The organism is Pseudomonas sp. 7SR1 (assembly GCF_900156465.1).
Taxonomy (GTDB): domain Bacteria; phylum Pseudomonadota; class Gammaproteobacteria; order Pseudomonadales; family Pseudomonadaceae; genus Aquipseudomonas.
Map to the genome: position 1 here is coordinate 1,588,200 of NZ_LT707064.1, position 17,097 is coordinate 1,605,296.

General features: G+C 61.0%; 15 protein-coding genes. 6 read left to right on the plus strand and 9 right to left on the minus strand.

The genetic code is table 11. The annotated features are described in order from the left end of the window. Positions 1 to 9: 9 nt before the first annotated feature. The 4 genes from BW992_RS07210 to BW992_RS07225 all read left to right on the plus strand — a co-directional run bounded on the left by BW992_RS07210 (position 10) and on the right by BW992_RS07225 (position 3,622). On the plus strand, positions 10 to 804 hold the full coding sequence (locus tag BW992_RS07210; protein ID WP_072397461.1) for a HalD/BesD family halogenase: 795 nt from the start codon (positions 10 to 12) through the stop codon (positions 802 to 804). An 82-nt stretch (positions 805 to 886) separates the two neighbouring features. Next, positions 887 to 1,633, plus strand: coding sequence for an iron-containing redox enzyme family protein (locus BW992_RS07215; RefSeq protein ID WP_072397459.1), 747 nt, complete (start codon positions 887 to 889; stop codon positions 1,631 to 1,633). Further along, positions 1,630 to 2,559 (plus strand): EamA family transporter RarD, encoded by a 930-nt coding sequence (gene rarD / locus BW992_RS07220; RefSeq protein ID WP_072397457.1) that lies wholly within the window; start codon positions 1,630 to 1,632, stop codon positions 2,557 to 2,559. The genes BW992_RS07215 and rarD overlap by 4 nt, the downstream gene beginning before the upstream one ends. 73 nt (positions 2,560 to 2,632) lie before the next feature. Next, the gene (locus BW992_RS07225; RefSeq protein WP_072397455.1) at positions 2,633 to 3,622 is read left to right on the plus strand and encodes an aspartate-semialdehyde dehydrogenase; all 990 of its coding nucleotides are present in this window, start codon (positions 2,633 to 2,635) and stop codon (positions 3,620 to 3,622) included. Between the two features lie 59 nt (positions 3,623 to 3,681). On the opposite strand, the gene BW992_RS07230 is transcribed toward BW992_RS07225, so the two are convergent. Beyond that, positions 3,682 to 5,895, minus strand: coding sequence for an LTA synthase family protein (locus BW992_RS07230; RefSeq protein WP_083714545.1), 2,214 nt, complete (start codon positions 5,893 to 5,895; stop codon positions 3,682 to 3,684). Positions 5,896 to 6,123: 228 nt separating this feature from the next. Here BW992_RS07230 and BW992_RS07235 point away from each other — a divergent pair, with 228 nt between their 5' ends. Together BW992_RS07235 and BW992_RS07240 are read left to right on the plus strand one after the other, a co-directional pair. Continuing rightward, positions 6,124 to 7,026 (plus strand): LysR family transcriptional regulator, encoded by a 903-nt coding sequence (locus BW992_RS07235; RefSeq protein ID WP_072397436.1) that lies wholly within the window; start codon positions 6,124 to 6,126, stop codon positions 7,024 to 7,026. 126 nt (positions 7,027 to 7,152) lie between these two features. Then, complete coding sequence (locus BW992_RS07240; protein ID WP_076405876.1) at positions 7,153 to 7,779, plus strand: glutathione S-transferase family protein; 627 nt, start codon at positions 7,153 to 7,155, stop codon at positions 7,777 to 7,779. A gap of 78 nt (positions 7,780 to 7,857) precedes the next feature. Here BW992_RS07240 and BW992_RS07245 read toward each other — a convergent pair whose 3' ends face one another. From BW992_RS07245 to BW992_RS07280, 8 genes are read right to left on the minus strand one after another with little or no spacing between them, the layout of a single operon-like run. Continuing rightward, entirely contained in the window at positions 7,858 to 8,988 is a 1,131-nt protein-coding gene (locus BW992_RS07245; protein WP_072459056.1) for a glycosyltransferase family 4 protein, read from the minus strand. Next, positions 8,989 to 10,119, minus strand: a complete 1,131-nt coding sequence (locus BW992_RS07250) for a glycosyltransferase family 4 protein (protein ID WP_076405878.1) — start codon at positions 10,117 to 10,119, stop codon at positions 8,989 to 8,991. Continuing rightward, positions 10,110 to 11,477 (minus strand): glycosyltransferase family 4 protein, encoded by a 1,368-nt coding sequence (locus tag BW992_RS07255; RefSeq protein ID WP_076405880.1) that lies wholly within the window; start codon positions 11,475 to 11,477, stop codon positions 10,110 to 10,112. The genes BW992_RS07250 and BW992_RS07255 overlap by 10 nt, the downstream gene beginning before the upstream one ends. Further along, complete coding sequence (locus BW992_RS07260) at positions 11,474 to 12,739, minus strand: ABC transporter ATP-binding protein (RefSeq protein ID WP_072397410.1); 1,266 nt, start codon at positions 12,737 to 12,739, stop codon at positions 11,474 to 11,476. Before BW992_RS07260 ends, BW992_RS07255 begins: the two co-directional genes overlap by 4 nt. Beyond that, on the minus strand, positions 12,739 to 13,536 hold the full coding sequence (locus BW992_RS07265) for an ABC transporter permease (RefSeq protein WP_072397409.1): 798 nt from the start codon (positions 13,534 to 13,536) through the stop codon (positions 12,739 to 12,741). Before BW992_RS07265 ends, BW992_RS07260 begins: the two co-directional genes overlap by 1 nt. Beyond that, on the minus strand, positions 13,536 to 14,978 hold the full coding sequence (locus tag BW992_RS07270; protein WP_072397408.1) for a mannose-1-phosphate guanylyltransferase/mannose-6-phosphate isomerase: 1,443 nt from the start codon (positions 14,976 to 14,978) through the stop codon (positions 13,536 to 13,538). The genes BW992_RS07265 and BW992_RS07270 overlap by 1 nt, the downstream gene beginning before the upstream one ends. A 3-nt stretch (positions 14,979 to 14,981) precedes the next feature. After that, on the minus strand, positions 14,982 to 15,950 hold the full coding sequence (gene gmd / locus BW992_RS07275) for a GDP-mannose 4,6-dehydratase (RefSeq protein ID WP_072397407.1): 969 nt from the start codon (positions 15,948 to 15,950) through the stop codon (positions 14,982 to 14,984). Further along, positions 15,947 to 16,861, minus strand: a complete 915-nt coding sequence (locus BW992_RS07280) for a GDP-mannose 4,6-dehydratase (RefSeq protein ID WP_072397406.1) — start codon at positions 16,859 to 16,861, stop codon at positions 15,947 to 15,949. The genes gmd and BW992_RS07280 overlap by 4 nt, the downstream gene beginning before the upstream one ends. Positions 16,862 to 17,097: the final 236 nt, after the last annotated feature.

Below are 17,097 nucleotides of genomic sequence, written 5' to 3' on the forward strand. Positions count from 1 at the left end.
GAGCGATAAATGAGCGAACAAAAATCCAGCCTGGTAGTCGAGGTAATGGAGCAGCAACTTTCCAAACACTTCCAGGCCCTCTTGCAAGACGAAAACCGCATGAAGCAGATTCGTAATGAATTTCGCCGCGATGGGTATTTCAACTTCAAGAATTTCTCGTTTCTCCCCAAGGATCTTCTGCAGAACGTTCACACTGAAGTTCATGCGCTGTTGGATGAGTACTCGGTCCGTCGCGATGTCACCGTTCCCTCGACCGGTAATACCTATCGCAAGATGTATAACGTCAACCAACCGGAAATCGCCGAGGGTGGCCAATACATTCCGGCGCTCTACAAATCTGAATCGCTGCGCAATTTCCTGGGCAACATCGCCGGCGACGACCTGGCCTCCTGCTGGGAGCAGGAGCAGTACCTGATCACCAAGCTGAGCCATCCAGGCGATACCCACGGCTGGCACTGGGGCGACTACCCCTACACCATGATCTGGATCATCGAGGCCCCCGAGGACCCGGCGATCGGTGGCGTCCTGCAATGCGTGCCGCACAGCGAATGGGACAAACAGAACCCACGGATCTGGGAATACATCCTGAACAATCCGATCAAGTCCTATCACCACCTCAAGGGCGACGTGTACTTCCTCAAGTCCGATACCACCCTGCACCACGTCGTGCCGATCCAGCAGGAAACCACCCGCATCATTCTCAACACCTGCTGGGCCAGCGCCCACGACCGCCGCACCGACGTGGCCCATGAAAGTATCGAAGTGATCTGGGATACCAAGGCCAGGACCGCCGAAGAGGCCTGACCAGTGAACGACCGGGCGGACGGGTGTCCGTCCGGTTTTCTATTCGAATCAACGTTGCCCCCGGGGCTCAAGGAAGCAGGCCATGTCCATTACTCAAGAAACCTTTCAATCCGAAACCGCCTACGTCGTGCGCAACGAAGGTGTCGACCTGGAGCTCAAGCTGTTCATGGATGAGCAGATCGACTACATCCTCAAGCACCGGGCCACCGAACACCCGTTCCTCAATACTTACGCGCAGCACGGCCTGCCGCCGGAGCAGAGCAAGGTGCTGTACCTGGAGACCTTGCACTACTTCAAGTACCTGCCGTTCTACGTGTGTGGCATTTCCACCATCACCCGCGACGAAGCGGTATTGCGCACCATCGCGTTCAACGCCCGTGACGAACTGGGCGAAACCCAGTCCCACTCGGACCTGTATCGCAAGTTCCTGCTCGACAAGGGCATCAGCGAAGAGCAGATCGACTCCTACAAGTGCCTCCCCAGCACCCAGGCCCTGAACGACGGTATCTGCGCGCTCTACAGCAAGCCACCGCTGCAGAAGGCGCTGGGCGGCCTGTTCGCCGACGAAGCGATGTCGGCGTCGATGGTTTCCAAGTACAACGACGGCTTGATCAAGGAAGGCGTGAGCGAGCGCGGCCGTTTCTTCTGGACCTTGCACATGGAAGTCGAAGTCGGCCACTCCAATGCCGTGTTCAACGTCATGGAGAAGCACCTGCAGACCCCGGAGGAGCGTCGTCTTTTCGCCGAGGGCATCGAACAGTACCTGCACCTGATGGAAGTGTACTGGGACGGCATCGAGCGCAAACTCAACAGTGAGGTACGTCAATGACCGTCAAGAACGAATCCGGGCAAGGCGTGGCCTTCGGGCTGGGCGCCACACTGCTCTGGGGATCCTACCCACTCTGGTACAAGCCCCTGGCCGGTCTCGACGCCTACCACCTGCTGTCGTGGCGGGTGGTGTTCGCCGAGCTGTTTCTCGTGGCCCTGGTACTGGTGACCGCACGGGTCGCAACCTTGCGTTCCACCCTCAAGACGGTTCGCCCGACCAACGTGCTCACCGTATCCGCCGTGCTGGGGCTGTGGTGGCTGATGTACATCTACGGAATCATGACCGGGCGGGTGCTGGAGGTGGCTTTCGGCTATTTCCTCAGCCCGATCATGAGCATGGTGGTGTCGCGGTTGATCTTCAAGGAGCGCCTCACGACCTTGCAGACCTGGGCCATTTTCCTGGCCGTCACGGGCGTGACCCTCATGGCGTTCGAGCTGCTGAACCTGCATTCCTTCCCTTGGATCGCATTGGTCATCGGCTTCTGCTATTCCTTCTACGGCATCTTCAAGAAGAAGGTTCCCGGCGATCCGGTGGTCATCCAGACCCTCGAAATCGCGGTACTGTTGCCGTTCGCGGCAGTGTTCCTGCTCTGGGCACAGGCCCAGGGGATGGGGCATCAGTTCCTGCAGTCGGGTACCCGGGATCTGCTGCTGGTTGCGACGGGGCTGATCACAGTATTGCCTTTGTGGTGGTACAGTCTGGCTGCCAAGCAACTGTCGATGATCACGCTGGGCTTCTTGCAATTTGTCCCGCCAATCTGCAACTTCCTGTTGGCGGCGTTCGTTTATGGTGAACCGGTCTCGTCGTTGAAACTGGCGGCTTTCTCGTTCATCTGGCTGGCGCTTGCGCTGTTTACCTGGAACTCCATCCGGGTCCAGCGCGCAGCGGCAGCCGCCAGGTTGTCCGTGCAGATGCGCACGGCATGACGTACCTGCCCGTGCCGCCGCCTGGCGGCGCGGGTTTGTCGGATAAGGTTTTGGATAAGGGAATCGAGTCGAAATGAAGAAAGTGGCCGTAGTGGGTTGTACCGGTGCAGTGGGCATGACCATGCTGCAATTGCTTGAGAACACCGATTACGAAGTGGTCTGCATGGCCTCTGAGCGTTCGGCGGGCAAGCGTTTGAAAGCGGGCAATACCGAGCACCTGATCGAACCCTTTTCGGTCGAAGGCTGTGCCTCGTGCGATATCGTTTTCCTGTGTGTTTCCGGCTCCTTCGCCCTGGAATATGGCGAGCGTCTGGCCGAAAACTCCTATGTCATCGACAACTCGTCGGCTTTCCGTTACCACAAGGACATTCCGCTGCTGGTGCCGCCGATCAACGGCCAGCGCTACAAGGGTGAGAAACTCATCGCCAACCCCAACTGCTCCTCGGCCATCGCGCTGATGGTACTGGGACCGCTGCATGACACCTATGGGCTGGAAAGCGCCATCATCTCCACCTACCAGGCCGCCAGCGGTGCGGGTCAGCCGGCCATGCTGGAACTGCGGGAGAAGGCCAAGGCCTTCAGCGATTATGGCGATCAGGACGGCAGCGAGAACTTCGCCCATAACCTGGCGTTCAACGTGATTCCCCAGGTCGATTCGTTCGAAGACAACGGCTACACCCGTGAAGAAATGAAAGTGGTCTGGGAGCTGCGCAAGGTCCTGGACGAGCCGGAACTGGCCATCAGCACCACCGCCGTCCGGGTGCCAACCCTGCGCTCCCACGCCGAGAGCCTGAGCCTGCGCTTCAGCAAGCCGATCAAGTCACTGGAGCAGGTGCGCGAATTGTTGCGCGCCGCGCCGGGGGTCGAGGTGGTGGATGAGCCTGCGAAGAGCATCTACCCGATGCCGATGACATCTACCTACAAGCACGCCGTGGAAGTCGGGCGGATCCGCTACAACCTGATCTATGGCGAGCACGGGCTGGACCTGTTCATCAGCGGCGACCAACTGCTGCGTGGTGCGGCGCTGAACGCGTTCGAGATCATGCAGTTGGTCAATGACTGATCGATCAACGCCCTGAACAGAAAACGCGCAGCCACATCCAGTGACTGCGCGTTTTTTGTTCAACTGGATTGCGCTTCGCTGTCGTCCTGCATGTCGTCCAGGTATTCCGGCTGGTCCGTCTGCTCCGGCAGTTCGGTGACGACGCTGAAGTCACTGATTTCGATGGCACCCTCCCCATGGCCCAGCAAGTGGAAGGAAAACGCCTTGCGCGCTTGAGGGTTATCGAAACTGATGTCCATCACCAGCGGCTGATCGGAGGTTACCGCCACGTCTGTCGGCAGGTCCATCGGCACATCCCGTTCGAACTCCTTGGCCTTGAGGGAAATGTAGGCCGCATGGTTCGCGTCCACGGCGCGGATATTCAGGCTGACACGGGTCTGGGAACCCTTGGGCATTTCCAGGTACTGGGCGCCGATCAGGTTATCGGTCCAGTCGTTGGAAACCTGGGCTGGAAGCGGGATCCTCTCGGAGCTGCCGAACTGATAGCGCTGGTTCAGGGGCGTGGGCAGCAGGGTCTGGTCCAGTGCCACGGCCCGGGCCTTGATCAACCTGGCGCGCCGGCCGCTGTATTGCCCGGCATAGGTGGCCTGGTCGGCGATGAAGCCTTCGCTGGCGTAATAACGGCACCGTTGCAGGAAGTCGCATTCGGTGAACGTGCCCTTGCCGTCGTGATAACGCAGCTTGCCGTTGGTGAACGACATGATTTCCCGACCCGTCGCGTAGTCCCTGAACAGCGAGCGGCCGGACAGTGACGTAGGCACCGCAAAACCGAAGTAATCGAGGACCGAGGCGGTCAGGTCCACATGGCCGTGCACACCGGGCTTGATCCTGGGCAACGGTTCCGGCGCCAGCGTCAGGTTGAACCCCCAGGACGATGCCAGGCGTATGTCGTCCAGCCCGTGGGACTCGTCCGAGGTAATGACCACCAGCGTATTTTCCAGGATGCCCTGACGTTCCAGGCCCGCCAGGAAACTGTCCAGGGCATCGTCCAGGTAACCCACGGCGGCCTGCTTGGCAGTGTCGTAGCGCAGCAAATAGTCTTCCGGCGCGGAATAGGGCTGGTGCGTACCGACCGTCAGCAGGGTGAGCATCCAGGGCTTGTCCGTTTGTTGCAGCTGCCCGACGTAGTTCAGCGCGCCTTCGAAGAATGTCCTGTCGTCCTTGCCCCAGGGGAAATCCAGGTAGGCCGGCTTGGTGAACCACTCCATGCCCAGGGTCGTGTCGAAACCGATATGCGGCATGATCCGGTCCTTGGCCATGAACCGCAGGCCAGCCCCTTGCAGGAAGTGAGTGGAAAACCCGTGCTGGCGCAGCTGCGCCGGCAGGCAGGCCCGGTTGCGCTGGGTCTGGTTCAGCATCTCGACACCCTTGGGTGTGCCGTCGTCGAGCTTGTCGTAGTCGCCACATAGCATTGCATAGAGGCCACGAATGGTCTGGTGGCTATGCAGGACATAATCGGGGGTGTTCATGCCGCGTTCGGCCCAGGCACTGAGGCGCGGCATCAGGTCTTCCTGGTAGCTGCTTTTCAACGCCTGGCGGTTGGCGCTTATGTAGGCGCCGGGGATGCCTTCCAGGGCAATGATCAGGACGTTGCGCGCCTGCCCCGGCGCTGCCAGCAGTCTTTGTCCATCGAGGTCCAGCCGGGTAAGGCCTTCCATTGGTGGAGTGAGGACGTCTTCACCGCCGTCGAGCCATAGCTGGGCCCGTTCCTGCCCGGCGGCAATGCCTGCGGTCACGAGCTGATGGGGCAGGTTGAACAGGTTCCACTGGTCTGCCTCGCTGGGGCGCCAGGATTGCACCGCGCCGTGGGCCAGCAACAGCAGCGTGGGCAATGCCCAGGCGTGGCGTGGCAAGCGTGGCGCCAGGGGCGGTGGGCTAGTCTTCTGGACCGCCAGCCAGAGCACCAGCGCCGTCAGCTGGAGGGCTGCCAGCCAGGGATGGGCGAAGCCACCGCTGGTGGAGTTCTCGACGAATTGCGGGTCGAGCAGGTAATGCAGGTCCGAAGGGTTGGGCATTCGACCGACCGCGCTGATCAGTTCGATATTGGCCAATGTCAGTGCACTCCAGGCCAGCAGTACGGGCAGTACCAACCATCCGGGACGACGGTGGAGCAGCGCGATCAGCAAGCCGCCGCTGCCCAGGTCCGACAGGTAACCCAGGGGCTCGGACCAGCCCAACGCCAGGCGCATGACCAGAGGAACGAGCAATACGCATCCGGCCAGGGCGACAAGGGAGGCGAGGGGATGGGTCAAAGCACGGTAAGTCTTGTTCATGAAACAGGCCTTTGAAGGGAGTCAGCCGCACACCAACCCTGGGAAGCAGGCTTGTCCACAGGGTTTTGACTTGTCATTGAAAAGGGAATGGTAACAAGCGAAGCCGTCTATGGCCGATTGTCCTGGCGCGTTGCGCTGTGGTTCGCTTGCCCGAGCCTCTACAATGGCCGTGCGGTGCGGCTTCGGGCGCGCACAAAACTTGTATCAGGATTTCTCGTCGGGGGATGGATGGACAGGTTCCAGGAAATGCAGGTGTTTGTCGCCGTGGCCCAGGAGTCGGGTTTTTCCGCGGCTGCGCGGCGTCTCGGATTGTCGGCAGCCAGTGTCACCCGTGCGGTGGCCGCGTTGGAACAACGCATTGGCACGCCTTTATTGGTACGCACCACTCGTAATGTGTATATGAGCGAAGCAGGCCAACGCTTCCTCGAGGACTGTCGGCGGATCCTGACCGACCTGCAGGAGGCAGAAGACTCGGCGGCCGGCAGTCACGCCCAGCCCCGCGGACAGCTGACGATTACCGCCCCCGTGCTGTTCGGCCAATCATTCGTTACCCCGGTGCTGGTGGATTACCTGCAGCAGTACCCCGAGGTCAGCGTCAATGCCTTGCTGCTGGATCGAGTTGTCAGCATGGTGGAAGAGGGCATGGACGTTGCCTTGCGGATCGGCGAGTTGCCGGACAGCAACCAGCATGCGGTGCGTGTCGGCGAAGTACGACGGGTCGTTTGCGCATCCCCGGATTTCTTTACTCGCCATGGCCGGCCCCGGCATCCGGAGGATCTGGAGCGCATGCCGGTGGTGGCATCTTCGGCCATTGGCCAGATCAGGCATTGGACCTTCCTCGACGCCGGGCAACCGTTGACGGTCCGGCCAGTGCCCCGCCTGGTGGTGACGGCCAACCAGGCCGCCATCACGGCGGCCTGTCGAGGCCTGGGGATGACGCGGGTCCTGTCTTACCAGGTGGCGGGTGAGGTCCAGAGCGGTGCGTTGGAAATCGTGCTGGCCGACTTTGAACTGCCGCCCCTGCCGATTCACGTGGTGTACCAGGGAGGGCGCAATGCGCCGGCGCGGGTTCGCAGTTTTGTCGATTTCACGGTTAACGCTCTGCGCAGACACCCGGCCTTGAAAGGCTGAGGCATTATTTCTCTTGGTGAAATGATGGATTGCGTTTCCGGGTGATTCTCCGATGTCCGGTGGAAGGGGAAGATGACCCCATCGACGCCGTTCTGCTGATGGCGTCACTTCCAGCGGAGTCGCCCCATGAAACCCATCAAGCTCTATCATTTCCCCCTTTCCGGCCATGCGCATCGTGTCCAGCTGATGCTTTCGCTGCTCGATCTGCCTGTCGAAGTGATCTTCGTCGACCTGGCCAAAGGCGCGCACAAGCAACCGGATTTCCTGGCCATCAACGCGTTCGGGCAGGTGCCGGTGATTGACGATGACGGAGTGATACTGGCCGATTCCAACGCCATCCTGGTGTACCTGGCACAGAAATATGGCGAAGGTCGCTGGCTGCCCACCGATCCGGTCGGTGCTGCCCAGGTGCAGCGCTGGTTGTCGGCGGCGGCCGGGCCGATTCATTCGGGGCCAGCCACCGCACGCCTGATCACGGTGTTCGGCGCGTCTTACAACGCCGAAGATGTGATTGCCCGCTCCCACGCATTGCTCAAGGTGGTCGACCAGCATCTGGGTGGTAGCGCTTATCTGGCGGGTGATGCCGTGACGATTGCCGACATCGCTGGCTACACCTACATTGCCCATGCTCCGGAAGGCAATGTATCCCTCGAGCAATACCCTCATGTGCGTGCCTGGCTGGCGCGCATCGAAGCCTTGCCAGGGTTCGTGGGCATGCCGCGTACCGCCGTCGGCCTGCAAGCACATGCCTGAAGAAGTGGTCATCATCTGGGGTGGGGGGACGGTTCCTCTCACCCCTTTGGCTTGTTTCCCCTTCGCAGAAAGACCTTTTCAGGCATAGCTGAGCGCTTTTTCCTGCAGCAGCCCTTCATACAACTCCACCCATTTGCGGCCCATTTCTTCAGCGGTGAACAACTGCTTGTAGCGGGCTTCTGCCTTGATACCCATTTCCTGGGCCCTGGTGGGGTTTTCCCACAAGGTGCGCATCGCCTCACGCAATGCCTCGGGCTGACTGGGGGGGACGACAAGGCCGGTTTCGTTATGGATATTGATGTAGCTGGTGCCCGTACCGATCTCGCTGGAGATCATCGGCTTGCCGTACATCGCGCCTTCGAGCAGGGAGATCCCGAAGGCTTCGGAGCGCAGGTGCGAAGGAAACACGATGGCGTAGCTCAGTTCCAGCAGGGCCACTTTGTCCTCGTCCCCCTGGTAGCCGAGAAAGTGCACATTGCGCAGCCCCAGCGCCGCCGTCTGGGCGTGCAATGCCTTTTCCAGTGGGCCTGCTCCCACGATGACGACCGGGTAGTCCACCCCCTTGAGGGCGTCGAGCAGGATATGCAGGCCCTTGTAGTAACGCATCACACCGACGAACAGGAAGAAGCGTTCACCCAGTTTCGCTTTCCACCGGGCCATGCGCTCGGCGTCGGGCTGTGGGTAACTGGCCTTGTTCAGGCCATAGGTGATGACCCGGGTCTTGTCGCGGTACGCCTTCAGTACCTCGCTGGTCTCCACATAGTTGGGAGACGCTGCGACGATGCGATCGGCGCCGTTGAGAAAGCGCCGCATCAAGGGACGATACAACTTGAGCAGGTGCCGCTGGCGAACGATGTCCGAATGGTAGGTCACGACGTAGGGCTTTTTTATGGAACTGCAGAAGTGCACCAGGTCCATCATTGGCCAGGGGAAGTGGTAATTGATCACGTCGGCTTCGGCCGCCAGCTCGCGAAACTTCCTGAATACGCTGTAGGAGAAACCTGTTGAAGCCAGCTGGAAATCCATTCGGGTCTGATGGACGTCATGCTGTCGGATCCTGATCGGTCCTGAGGCGGGATGCTCGCTCAAGGCCAGGACGGTGTTATCGATACCCAACCGGTGACTGCTTTCGCACAGTTGGAAAATGACTTGCACGATGCCACCCATGGAGTCAGGCAAATAGGTTTTGTAAAAGTGCAGGACTCGCATTCAACCTCCCAGAACCTGGCGATACGCGTGGGCGGTGACCTTCGCACAGCGTTCCCAGGTAAAAAGTGCCGCTTGTTGCAATCCCGCTTCCCGGCACACCTGCCAGTGCGAGTGGTCCTCTATCAATCGGCACATGGCGTCGCGCATGCCTTGCGGATCGTCGGGCTGGCAATAATTGCCTGCTTCCCCGGCCACTTCCGGCATCGCCGAGCAACGGGTCGTGATGATCGGTATGCCGCTGGCCATGGCTTCCAGCAACGGAAGGCCGAAGCCTTCATACAGCGATGGGAAGATCAATGCCCTGGCCCCCGCCAGTAAATGGGCGACCTGTTCATCGGGCAGGTAACCTGCCAGGCAAACATGACCGCTGGCCATGGCCTTTTTCAACTCGTCGTTGAGTTGTGCGTGTTGCCATCCGCTCATTCCTACTATGAACAAAGGAAAAGCCTGACGGATGGATTCAGGTAACCTGGCGTGCGCCCGTAGGGCTAGCGACAGGTTCTTTCGCGGTTCCAGGGTGCCGACACATAGGAAGTAGCGGCCTGCTTCCAGGCCATGGGCCTTGAGCACGGAGTCGACCGCCTCTGGGCTGCGCGGGTGGAAGCGCGCCGCAACCCCCAGCGGGGCAACCCTGAGGCGCTCGGCCGGCAGGCCGAAATGCCGCTGGGCTTCATCGGCGATGAACTGCGAGTCGGTCAGGATCAACTGCGCCTGTTGCACCGCATGGTCCAGCCGCCGCTCGATTTCCCTGAGCCGCGCCGGCGGCTGCGTCTCGGGGTAGCGCAGGTGAGTCAGGTCATGCAGGGTCATGACCGTAGGCCCTTCGAAAGCCAGCGGCCACAGGCTTGGCTCGTGGTACAGGTCGATGGTCTCGCAGCGACGTTGATCGAAGCGCCGCTGCTCCATCCAGCGTCGCGCCCGATACGCGCCTGGAACCTGTCGAAGCAGGGGAGCAAGGCGCGAATAACCCGGCAGGGTCGCTTGCGGCAACTCCGAGCTCCAGCCCCAGCCATGGAACAAGGACAGCTGCACGTCCGGTTCCCGGGCCAGGGCCGTGGCCAGCTCCGCCACATAGTGGCCGATGCCGGTGCGAGGTCCCCTGAGGATTCGTGCATTGAGGGCTATCCGCATACCGGTTCCCTGTCGACGACCCCGTTGCCGCTGTGTCGCTCGATGCGTTCCACCAGTTGCTCACTGGCCTGGCGCCAGCTCAACCATTGCCATTGATCCAAGGGGCGGGCGGCCGGAAATACGCCGCTGTGCTCCATGCCGGTGACCAGGTCCGCCAGGCTTTGAGGATCGTCGAGATCGAAATAGGCCATGAATTCACCCCCGATTTCGCGAAACACCTCGATGTCGCTGCCCATCGCCGGAAGCCCGCGCTGCATGGCTTCGACCAGCGGCAGGCCAAAGCCTTCCACATAGGATGGAAACACCAATGCGGTGGCTTGCAGGTAAGCGTGTTCCAGGCTCTGGTCCGAGGCATCGTTGAACACGAACAGGCGTCGATGCAGTTGTGGATGGCGACGGATGCGTTCGATCAGGGCTTCGCATTTCCAGCCGATCTTCCCGATGATGCACAGCCGTGCCAGCGAGCCGGCAGCCCAGGCCCGTTCGAATGCATCGAGCAGGTATGCGTGGTTCTTGCGTGGTTCGATGGTGCTGACCATCAGGAACACCGGTTCGGGCTGCTCGAAGAGGCGCTGTAGCTCCCGGTCAATGGCGCTATCGGCGTCCGCCAGGTCCAGTTCGCTGCCCAGGTGGAAATAGTCGAACCAGCGCTCCTCCACGCGCTGTTCGCCGATACGGCGCACCATTTCCTGGCGTACCTGGTCCCGGATGGTGGCGGAAATGGCGACATAGCCGTCAGCCGTGCGGGCGATCCAGTCGAACCAGCGGTTGAACACCTTGACCAGTCCTTCGTCGCAGAATTGCGGATGGGTCAGGGGGATCAGGTCGTAGATCACCGAAACGATCCGGACGCCATCGCGCTTGAGCTGCTCGGCCAGAGGAAAGAAGTCCGCGTGCCAGGAGGAGTCCAGCATTACCAGGGTGTCGCCGGCCCGATGTTGCAGGGGCACGATGCGCGCCGGGGCCGGTTTATGTCTCAGGAGGCGGTCGATCAGGCGAATCGGAATGCTCAGGCAGCCAAAGGCAAACAGCCGGCAGCCTGCGTAGAGCAAGCGTCGGGCCCACAGCGACTGGTTGAAGGGCCGCCGCGATTCGAGGGTTCGCTGCGCGAGCCAGAAGAGATTGGCGGCTCGTTCCAGGCGCCCGCGCAGGCTGACCAGGTCCAGTCCCCTGTCTGGCAGCGGCGCGAGGCTTTTCACTTCGTAGATCTCGCCCCGGAACATCACCACGGGCAAGCATTCGCGCCCCTGGCCCTTCGTCGGCAGTTCACGGATGACGTTACGTACCACCCGCTGGATGCCGGAGTTCGCCTTGGGATGTTCATAGACATAGGTGCACTCCACCAACAGGCGCGTCATGGCAGCTCCTCTTGCGGTAATGCCTGGGCGGTGGACAGGCCTTGCCTCTGGATGCTGGTACGGGCCTGGAGCCAGGAGCAGCCGACGAAGTCTTCCTGACGGTTGTTGATGACGTGGAACACCAACCCGTAGTCGCGCCACTCGAAATTGCGATCCAGGTGTGAATCCAGGCGCGACAGGCTCAACGCCACGGAATAGTTGCCCTTGCCCAGGCGCATGTCGAAACTGAAACGGAAAGTGACGTGTTCGCCGGCCACCAGGTCGGTCACGGCCTGGTCCTGGCGATGGGTATTGATGCCGTACATGGGTTGTCCCAGGCGGTCCTTGATCAAAAATCCCAGCACCAGCCGCTCGATGTCCTGGCGCACTTCGACCCGGACCTGCAACACCACGGGCTGGCCGACTTCAGCCACTTCCACTGGTTGTCCCTGGCTGTTGAGCAATTGAACGTCGAGGATGCCGGCTTCGCCGGTACCGGAGATGGTACGCACCTGGCCATTGGCGAGCATCTCCTGGCGCACGACCTGGCCTTCGCGCTGGGCCAGCATGGCGTTGTAGTAATCCATCACTTCTTCCGGCTTGCCGCGCATGGCCATGCGCCCGTTTTCCAGCAGGATGGCGGTGTCGCAGATCGATTGGATCGCCGAGCGGTCGTGGGACACGATCAACAGCGTGGTCCCGGCCTTGCGGAAGCTGCGGATGCGCTCGAAGCTCTTGTGCTGGAAGTAGGCATCGCCGACCGACAGGGCCTCGTCGACAATCAGGATGTCCGGGCGTCGGGCGGTGGCGACGCTGAACGCCAGGCGCATCTGCATGCCGCTGGAATAGGTTCGTACCGGCTGGTCGATGGCGTCGCCGATCTCGGCAAACCCTTCGATCTGCGGCATCAGCGTTTCGATCTCCTCGACCTGCATGCCCAGCAACTGACCGGCCATGAGGGCGTTCTGGCGGCCAGTGAAGTCCGGGTGAAACCCCATTCCCAGTTCCAGCAGCGCGGCGACACGCCCCTGCAGCCGGATGTGGCCGCAGGTGGGTTGGGTCGTGCCGGTGATCATCTTGAGCAACGTGCTCTTGCCCGCGCCGTTGACGCCGACGATCCCCACGGCTTCACCGGGCTGGATCTCGAAATCCACCCCCTGCAGGACCCAGTGCAACTGATGGCGCTGGCGGGAAAAGGGGATCAGCCATTCGAACAGCCGGCTCCAGCGGTTCGGATACTGCTTGTAGGCCTTGCCCAGGCCACTGACGTGCAAATATCCCATCAGAGTTCATCCACCATTTCACCGCCGCGCAGGCGAAACATCCGCAAGCCCAGCACGCACAGCAGCAACCCGGCGACCAGCAACGGCAGCAGGGACTGCCAGGCCGGCCACTGGTTGTAAAGAAACAGGTTCTGGTAGCCCTGCATCAGTGCGGTCATGGGATTGAGGGCCAGCAATCGCTGGATCGGCTCTGGCAGGATGGTGATCGGATAAACGATCGGTGTGAGCCAGAACCAGAACTGCAGGCAGATGCCGAACAACTGCCCCACATCGCGGAAAAAGACGTTGAGGATCCCCAGCAGCAGGCCCAGCCCTGCGGCGAATATCATCTGCACCGCCAGCAACGGCAGCAATGCCAGCAACGCCATGCCAGGCCAGCGGCCGGTCAACAGGAGAAAGCCGAGGAACAGCCCGAGGATGATCGCGAAATTGATCCCCGCGTTGAGCAGCACGATCAGTGGCAGGCAGATCCTGGGGAAACTGATCTTCTTCAGCAGATTGGCATTCTCCAGAAACATGCCCTGGCTGCGGGTAGTGATTTCCGCGAAGAAACCCCAGGTGAGCAAGCCGGCGCAGAGGTAGACGCTGTAGGCCATGCCGTCTTCCACCCCCGGCAGGCGCGCACGCATGATGTGGGAAAAGATCACGGTGTAGACCAGGATCATCGACAGCGGGTTGAGCACCGTCCACAGCGCGCCGAAGAGCGAGTTGCGGTACCGGGCCTGGAATTCGCGCTTGACGCTGCCCAGGATGAAGCCGCGATAGCCCCACAGGGCGCGATGCAGGGTCAGCAGCATCAGACGGCCCTGCCGTAGTGGTCTTCGAAGCGGACGATGTCATCTTCGCCCAGGTATTCGCCGCTCTGCACCTCGATGATCACCAGGTCGATCACCCCCGGGTTTTCCAGGCGGTGGCGATGTCCGGCGGGGATGAACGTGGATTCGTTCTTGGCCACCAGGTGTGGGTCGGAGCCGTTATTGGTGACCTTGGCCATGCCTTCGACCACCACCCAATGCTCGTTGCGGTGATGGTGCATCTGCAGTGACAGTGCCGCGCCGGGCTTGACCACGATGCGCTTGATCTTGAAGCGCGGGCCCTGTTCCAGCACGGTGTAGCTGCCCCAGGGGCGGCTGACGGTGCGATGCAGGCGGTAGGATTCGTGCTCCTTGTCCTTGAGCTGGCGTACCACGCAGCGTACGTCCTGGGCGCGGTCGGCGTGGGCGACCAGGATGGCGTCGGCGGTGTCGACGATGATCAGGTTTTCCACACCCAGTGTGGCCACCAGCCGGCCTTCGCCCTGGACGTAATTGTTCCGGCTGTCGATAAACAGCGCCTCGCCGCTGACGCGGTTGTTCTGGGCATCGGCGGGCACCAGCCCGGCGACGGCGCTCCAGGAACCTATGTCGCTCCAGTCGAAGGCCGCCGGGATCACCACGACATTGCCGGAGCGTTCCATCAGGGCATAGTCGATGGAGATATCCGGCATCTCGGCGAAATGGGTGGCGGACAGCTCCTGCTGCACGCAGCCCGAGGTTTCCACGGCAGTGCTGACCGCCACGCAGGCCCGGGCCTGTTCGAGCAGTTCGGGGGCGTGGATCTGCAACTCGGCGAGCAGGGTCTTGACGGAAAAACAGAACATGCCCGAATTCCACAGGAACCGACCGCTCTCCAGATACTGAGTGGCGGTCTGCAGATCGGGTTTCTCGACGAAGCGCACGACCTTGGCCGCACCTTTGGTATCCAGGGGCTTGCCCCGTTCGATATAGCCGAAACCGGTTTCCGGCGTGGCAGGCAGTACGCCGAAGGTCACCAGGTGGCCGCCTTTGGCCAGTTCCATGGCGTGCTCCACCGAGGCCTTGAAAGCGGCTTCGTCGCGGATCAGATGATCGGCAGGCATCACCATCAGGATGGCATCGTCCCCATGCATGGCCTGCACCGCGAGCGTCGCCGTGGCGATGGCCGGCGCGGTGTTGCGACCTGTGGGTTCGAGCACGAAATGACCGCGATGGCGGGTCAGATTGGCGCTTTGATAGTGGTCGCGGCTCTGGAAGTAGTACTCGCGATTGGTCACGGTGACAATGTCGCCCCGGCCATCGAACAGGCTGGCGGCGCGACGGTAGGTCTTGCCCAGCAGGGACTGGCCATCGGGCAGGCGCATGAACGGCTTGGGTTGGCCCTCGCGGGATACCGGCCACAGCCGCGTCCCGGCACCGCCGGAGAGAATCACGGGAATCAGCATGGCCTACTCCTTGGCGACGCGTTTCATGTCCGCATCCATCATCATGCGGATCAGGGTGTCGAGATCGGTCCTGGGCTTCCACCCCAGGACTCTTTTCGCCTTGGCCGGGTTGCCGAGCAGCACCTCGACCTCGGCCGGGCGGAAAAACGCCGGGTCGATCTTCACGAAGTCGCGGTAATCCAGGCCCACATGTTCGAAGGCGATCCTGCACATTTCCCGCACGGTCGTGGTGACGCCGGTAGCGACCACGTAGTCGTCGGGTTTGTCCTGCTGCAGCATCAGCCACATGGCTTCGACATAATCCCCAGCAAAGCCCCAGTCGCGCTTGGCGTCGATGTTGCCCAGTCGCAATTCCTGCTGCTTGCCCTGCTTGATGCGGGCCGCCGCGTCGGTGACCTTGCGGGTCACGAACTCGATGCCGCGCAGGGGCGATTCATGGTTGAACAGGATGCCGCTGCTGGCATGCAGGCCGAAGCTTTCGCGATAGTTGACGGTGATCCAGTGTCCGTACAGCTTCGCGACGCCATAAGGGCTGCGTGGGTAGAACGGCGTATGTTCATCCTGTTGCTCGGCCTGGATCAGGCCGAACATTTCACTGGTGGACGCCTGGTAGAAGCGGGTGCCCGGACTGAACTGGCGAACGGCTTCGAGCAGGTGGGTCACCCCCAGCCCGTCGACGATGCCCGTGGTGACCGGTTGGTCCCACGAGGCCGCGACAAAGCTCTGGGCCGCCAGGTTGTACACCTCGTCCGGTGCGGCCTTGATGACCGCCCGTTGCACCGAACAGGCGTCGGCCATATCGCCATCCAGGTAAACGATCGCGTCTTCGATACCCATCTCTCGCAGACGCCAGCGTGAATCGCTGCTGCGTCGCGCCACCAGACCATGGACCTTATACCCCTTGTCGAGCAACAACTTGGCCAGATACGCGCCATCCTGGCCGGTTATCCCTGTGATCAATGCACTTTTCATTCTTTTTGTACCCGTATCTCCCAGTCGGACAGGATCGCCCGCAAGGATTGTTGTGTTGTTGTTTCAGGTGTCCATCCAGTGGCTTGTCGGAGCTTGGCAGGGCTGCCACACACGCGTCGTTGTTCCGCGCGGCGAAGACGCGCGGGGTCCTGGATCAGTTGCACATCGACCTGGGCAAGATCGCCCAGGTATTCGATCAGGCTGCGAATGCTCTGCTCGCGACCCGAGCAGATGTTGTAGATCTGTCCTGGCGTACCTTGGTCCAGCAGCGCCAGGTAGGCCGAGATCACGTCGTCTACATCGAGAAAATCGCGGGTGACGTCAATGTCCCCCACTTGCAGGCGGGGTGGTTGCAGGCCCTGCTTGATACGGCTGATCTGCCGGGCGGCGCTGGCAATGACAAAACTGTCCTTTTGCCCGGTGCCGATGTGATTGAACGGGCGCGCCACGATCACAGGCCAACCTTCGCTCATGCCCCATTGCAGGCTCAGCAGCTCGGCGGAAAGCTTGCTCACGGCATAAGGGTTGCGTGGTGCGGGAGTGTGCAATTCGGTAATCGGCAACTGGTGGTCGCCGACCTGGCCGTAGACATCGCCGGAGCTGACATACAGGAACGTGCCAGTGAATCCCCGGGCCTTGAGGGCCTGAAGCAGATTCAGGGTGCCAAGCAGATTGATCTGCAGAGTGCGCGCCGGATCGCGAAAGGCTTCGGGAACGAATGTCTGGCCGGCGAGGTGTATCACCGCATCAGGCACGTGCGACCAGAGATTTTCCAGGGTCTTGCCATCAGTGAGGTCGTAGCGAGCGGACACGGGCATCACTTGCCACGTGCAAGCGCAGGTATCCAGGCGCGATTTGATATGACGTCCCACGAAACCGCCGAGGCCCGTAACGAACAGACGTTTTTTCAAGCATCAGCCCTCTTGAGGCAAAACTTCGTCTGTCGCTGGATAAGTAGGAAATATCCGTAAGTTCGGAGAAATTATTCCCAAAAACAGCCCAGATGAAGGGTTTTGTAATTATTTGCTTATCAATCTGTGCCAATTTTGCGGCAATTTCAACACTGCAAGTCGTGACCGGTCAGTTCTCATATTTATAGTCGTTTTATTCTCGCCGAGCGGTTCACGAACCTTGGGAGGATGTGTTT

Excerpts from the sequence above, each read along its gene's own strand:
- BW992_RS07245 (WP_072459056.1), bottom strand. The coding sequence starts at position 8,988 with ATGCGAGTCCTGCACTTTTACAAAACCTATTTGCCTGACTCCATGGGT.
- BW992_RS07265 (WP_072397409.1), bottom strand. The coding sequence starts at position 13,536 with ATGCTGCTGACCCTGCATCGCGCCCTGTGGGGCTATCGCGGCTTCATC.
- BW992_RS07255 (WP_076405880.1), bottom strand. The coding sequence starts at position 11,477 with ATGACGCGCCTGTTGGTGGAGTGCACCTATGTCTATGAACATCCCAAG.
- gmd (WP_072397407.1), bottom strand. The coding sequence starts at position 15,950 with ATGAAAAGTGCATTGATCACAGGGATAACCGGCCAGGATGGCGCGTAT.
- BW992_RS07270 (WP_072397408.1), bottom strand. The coding sequence starts at position 14,978 with ATGCTGATTCCCGTGATTCTCTCCGGCGGTGCCGGGACGCGGCTGTGG.
- BW992_RS07215 (WP_072397459.1), top strand. The coding sequence starts at position 887 with ATGTCCATTACTCAAGAAACCTTTCAATCCGAAACCGCCTACGTCGTG.
- BW992_RS07235 (WP_072397436.1), top strand. The coding sequence starts at position 6,124 with ATGGACAGGTTCCAGGAAATGCAGGTGTTTGTCGCCGTGGCCCAGGAG.
- BW992_RS07240 (WP_076405876.1), top strand. The coding sequence starts at position 7,153 with ATGAAACCCATCAAGCTCTATCATTTCCCCCTTTCCGGCCATGCGCAT.
- BW992_RS07225 (WP_072397455.1), top strand. The coding sequence starts at position 2,633 with ATGAAGAAAGTGGCCGTAGTGGGTTGTACCGGTGCAGTGGGCATGACC.
- BW992_RS07230 (WP_083714545.1), bottom strand. The coding sequence starts at position 5,895 with ATGAACAAGACTTACCGTGCTTTGACCCATCCCCTCGCCTCCCTTGTC.
- BW992_RS07250 (WP_076405878.1), bottom strand. The coding sequence starts at position 10,119 with ATGCGGATAGCCCTCAATGCACGAATCCTCAGGGGACCTCGCACCGGC.
- BW992_RS07260 (WP_072397410.1), bottom strand. The coding sequence starts at position 12,739 with ATGGGATATTTGCACGTCAGTGGCCTGGGCAAGGCCTACAAGCAGTAT.
- rarD (WP_072397457.1), top strand. The coding sequence starts at position 1,630 with ATGACCGTCAAGAACGAATCCGGGCAAGGCGTGGCCTTCGGGCTGGGC.
- BW992_RS07210 (WP_072397461.1), top strand. The coding sequence starts at position 10 with ATGAGCGAACAAAAATCCAGCCTGGTAGTCGAGGTAATGGAGCAGCAA.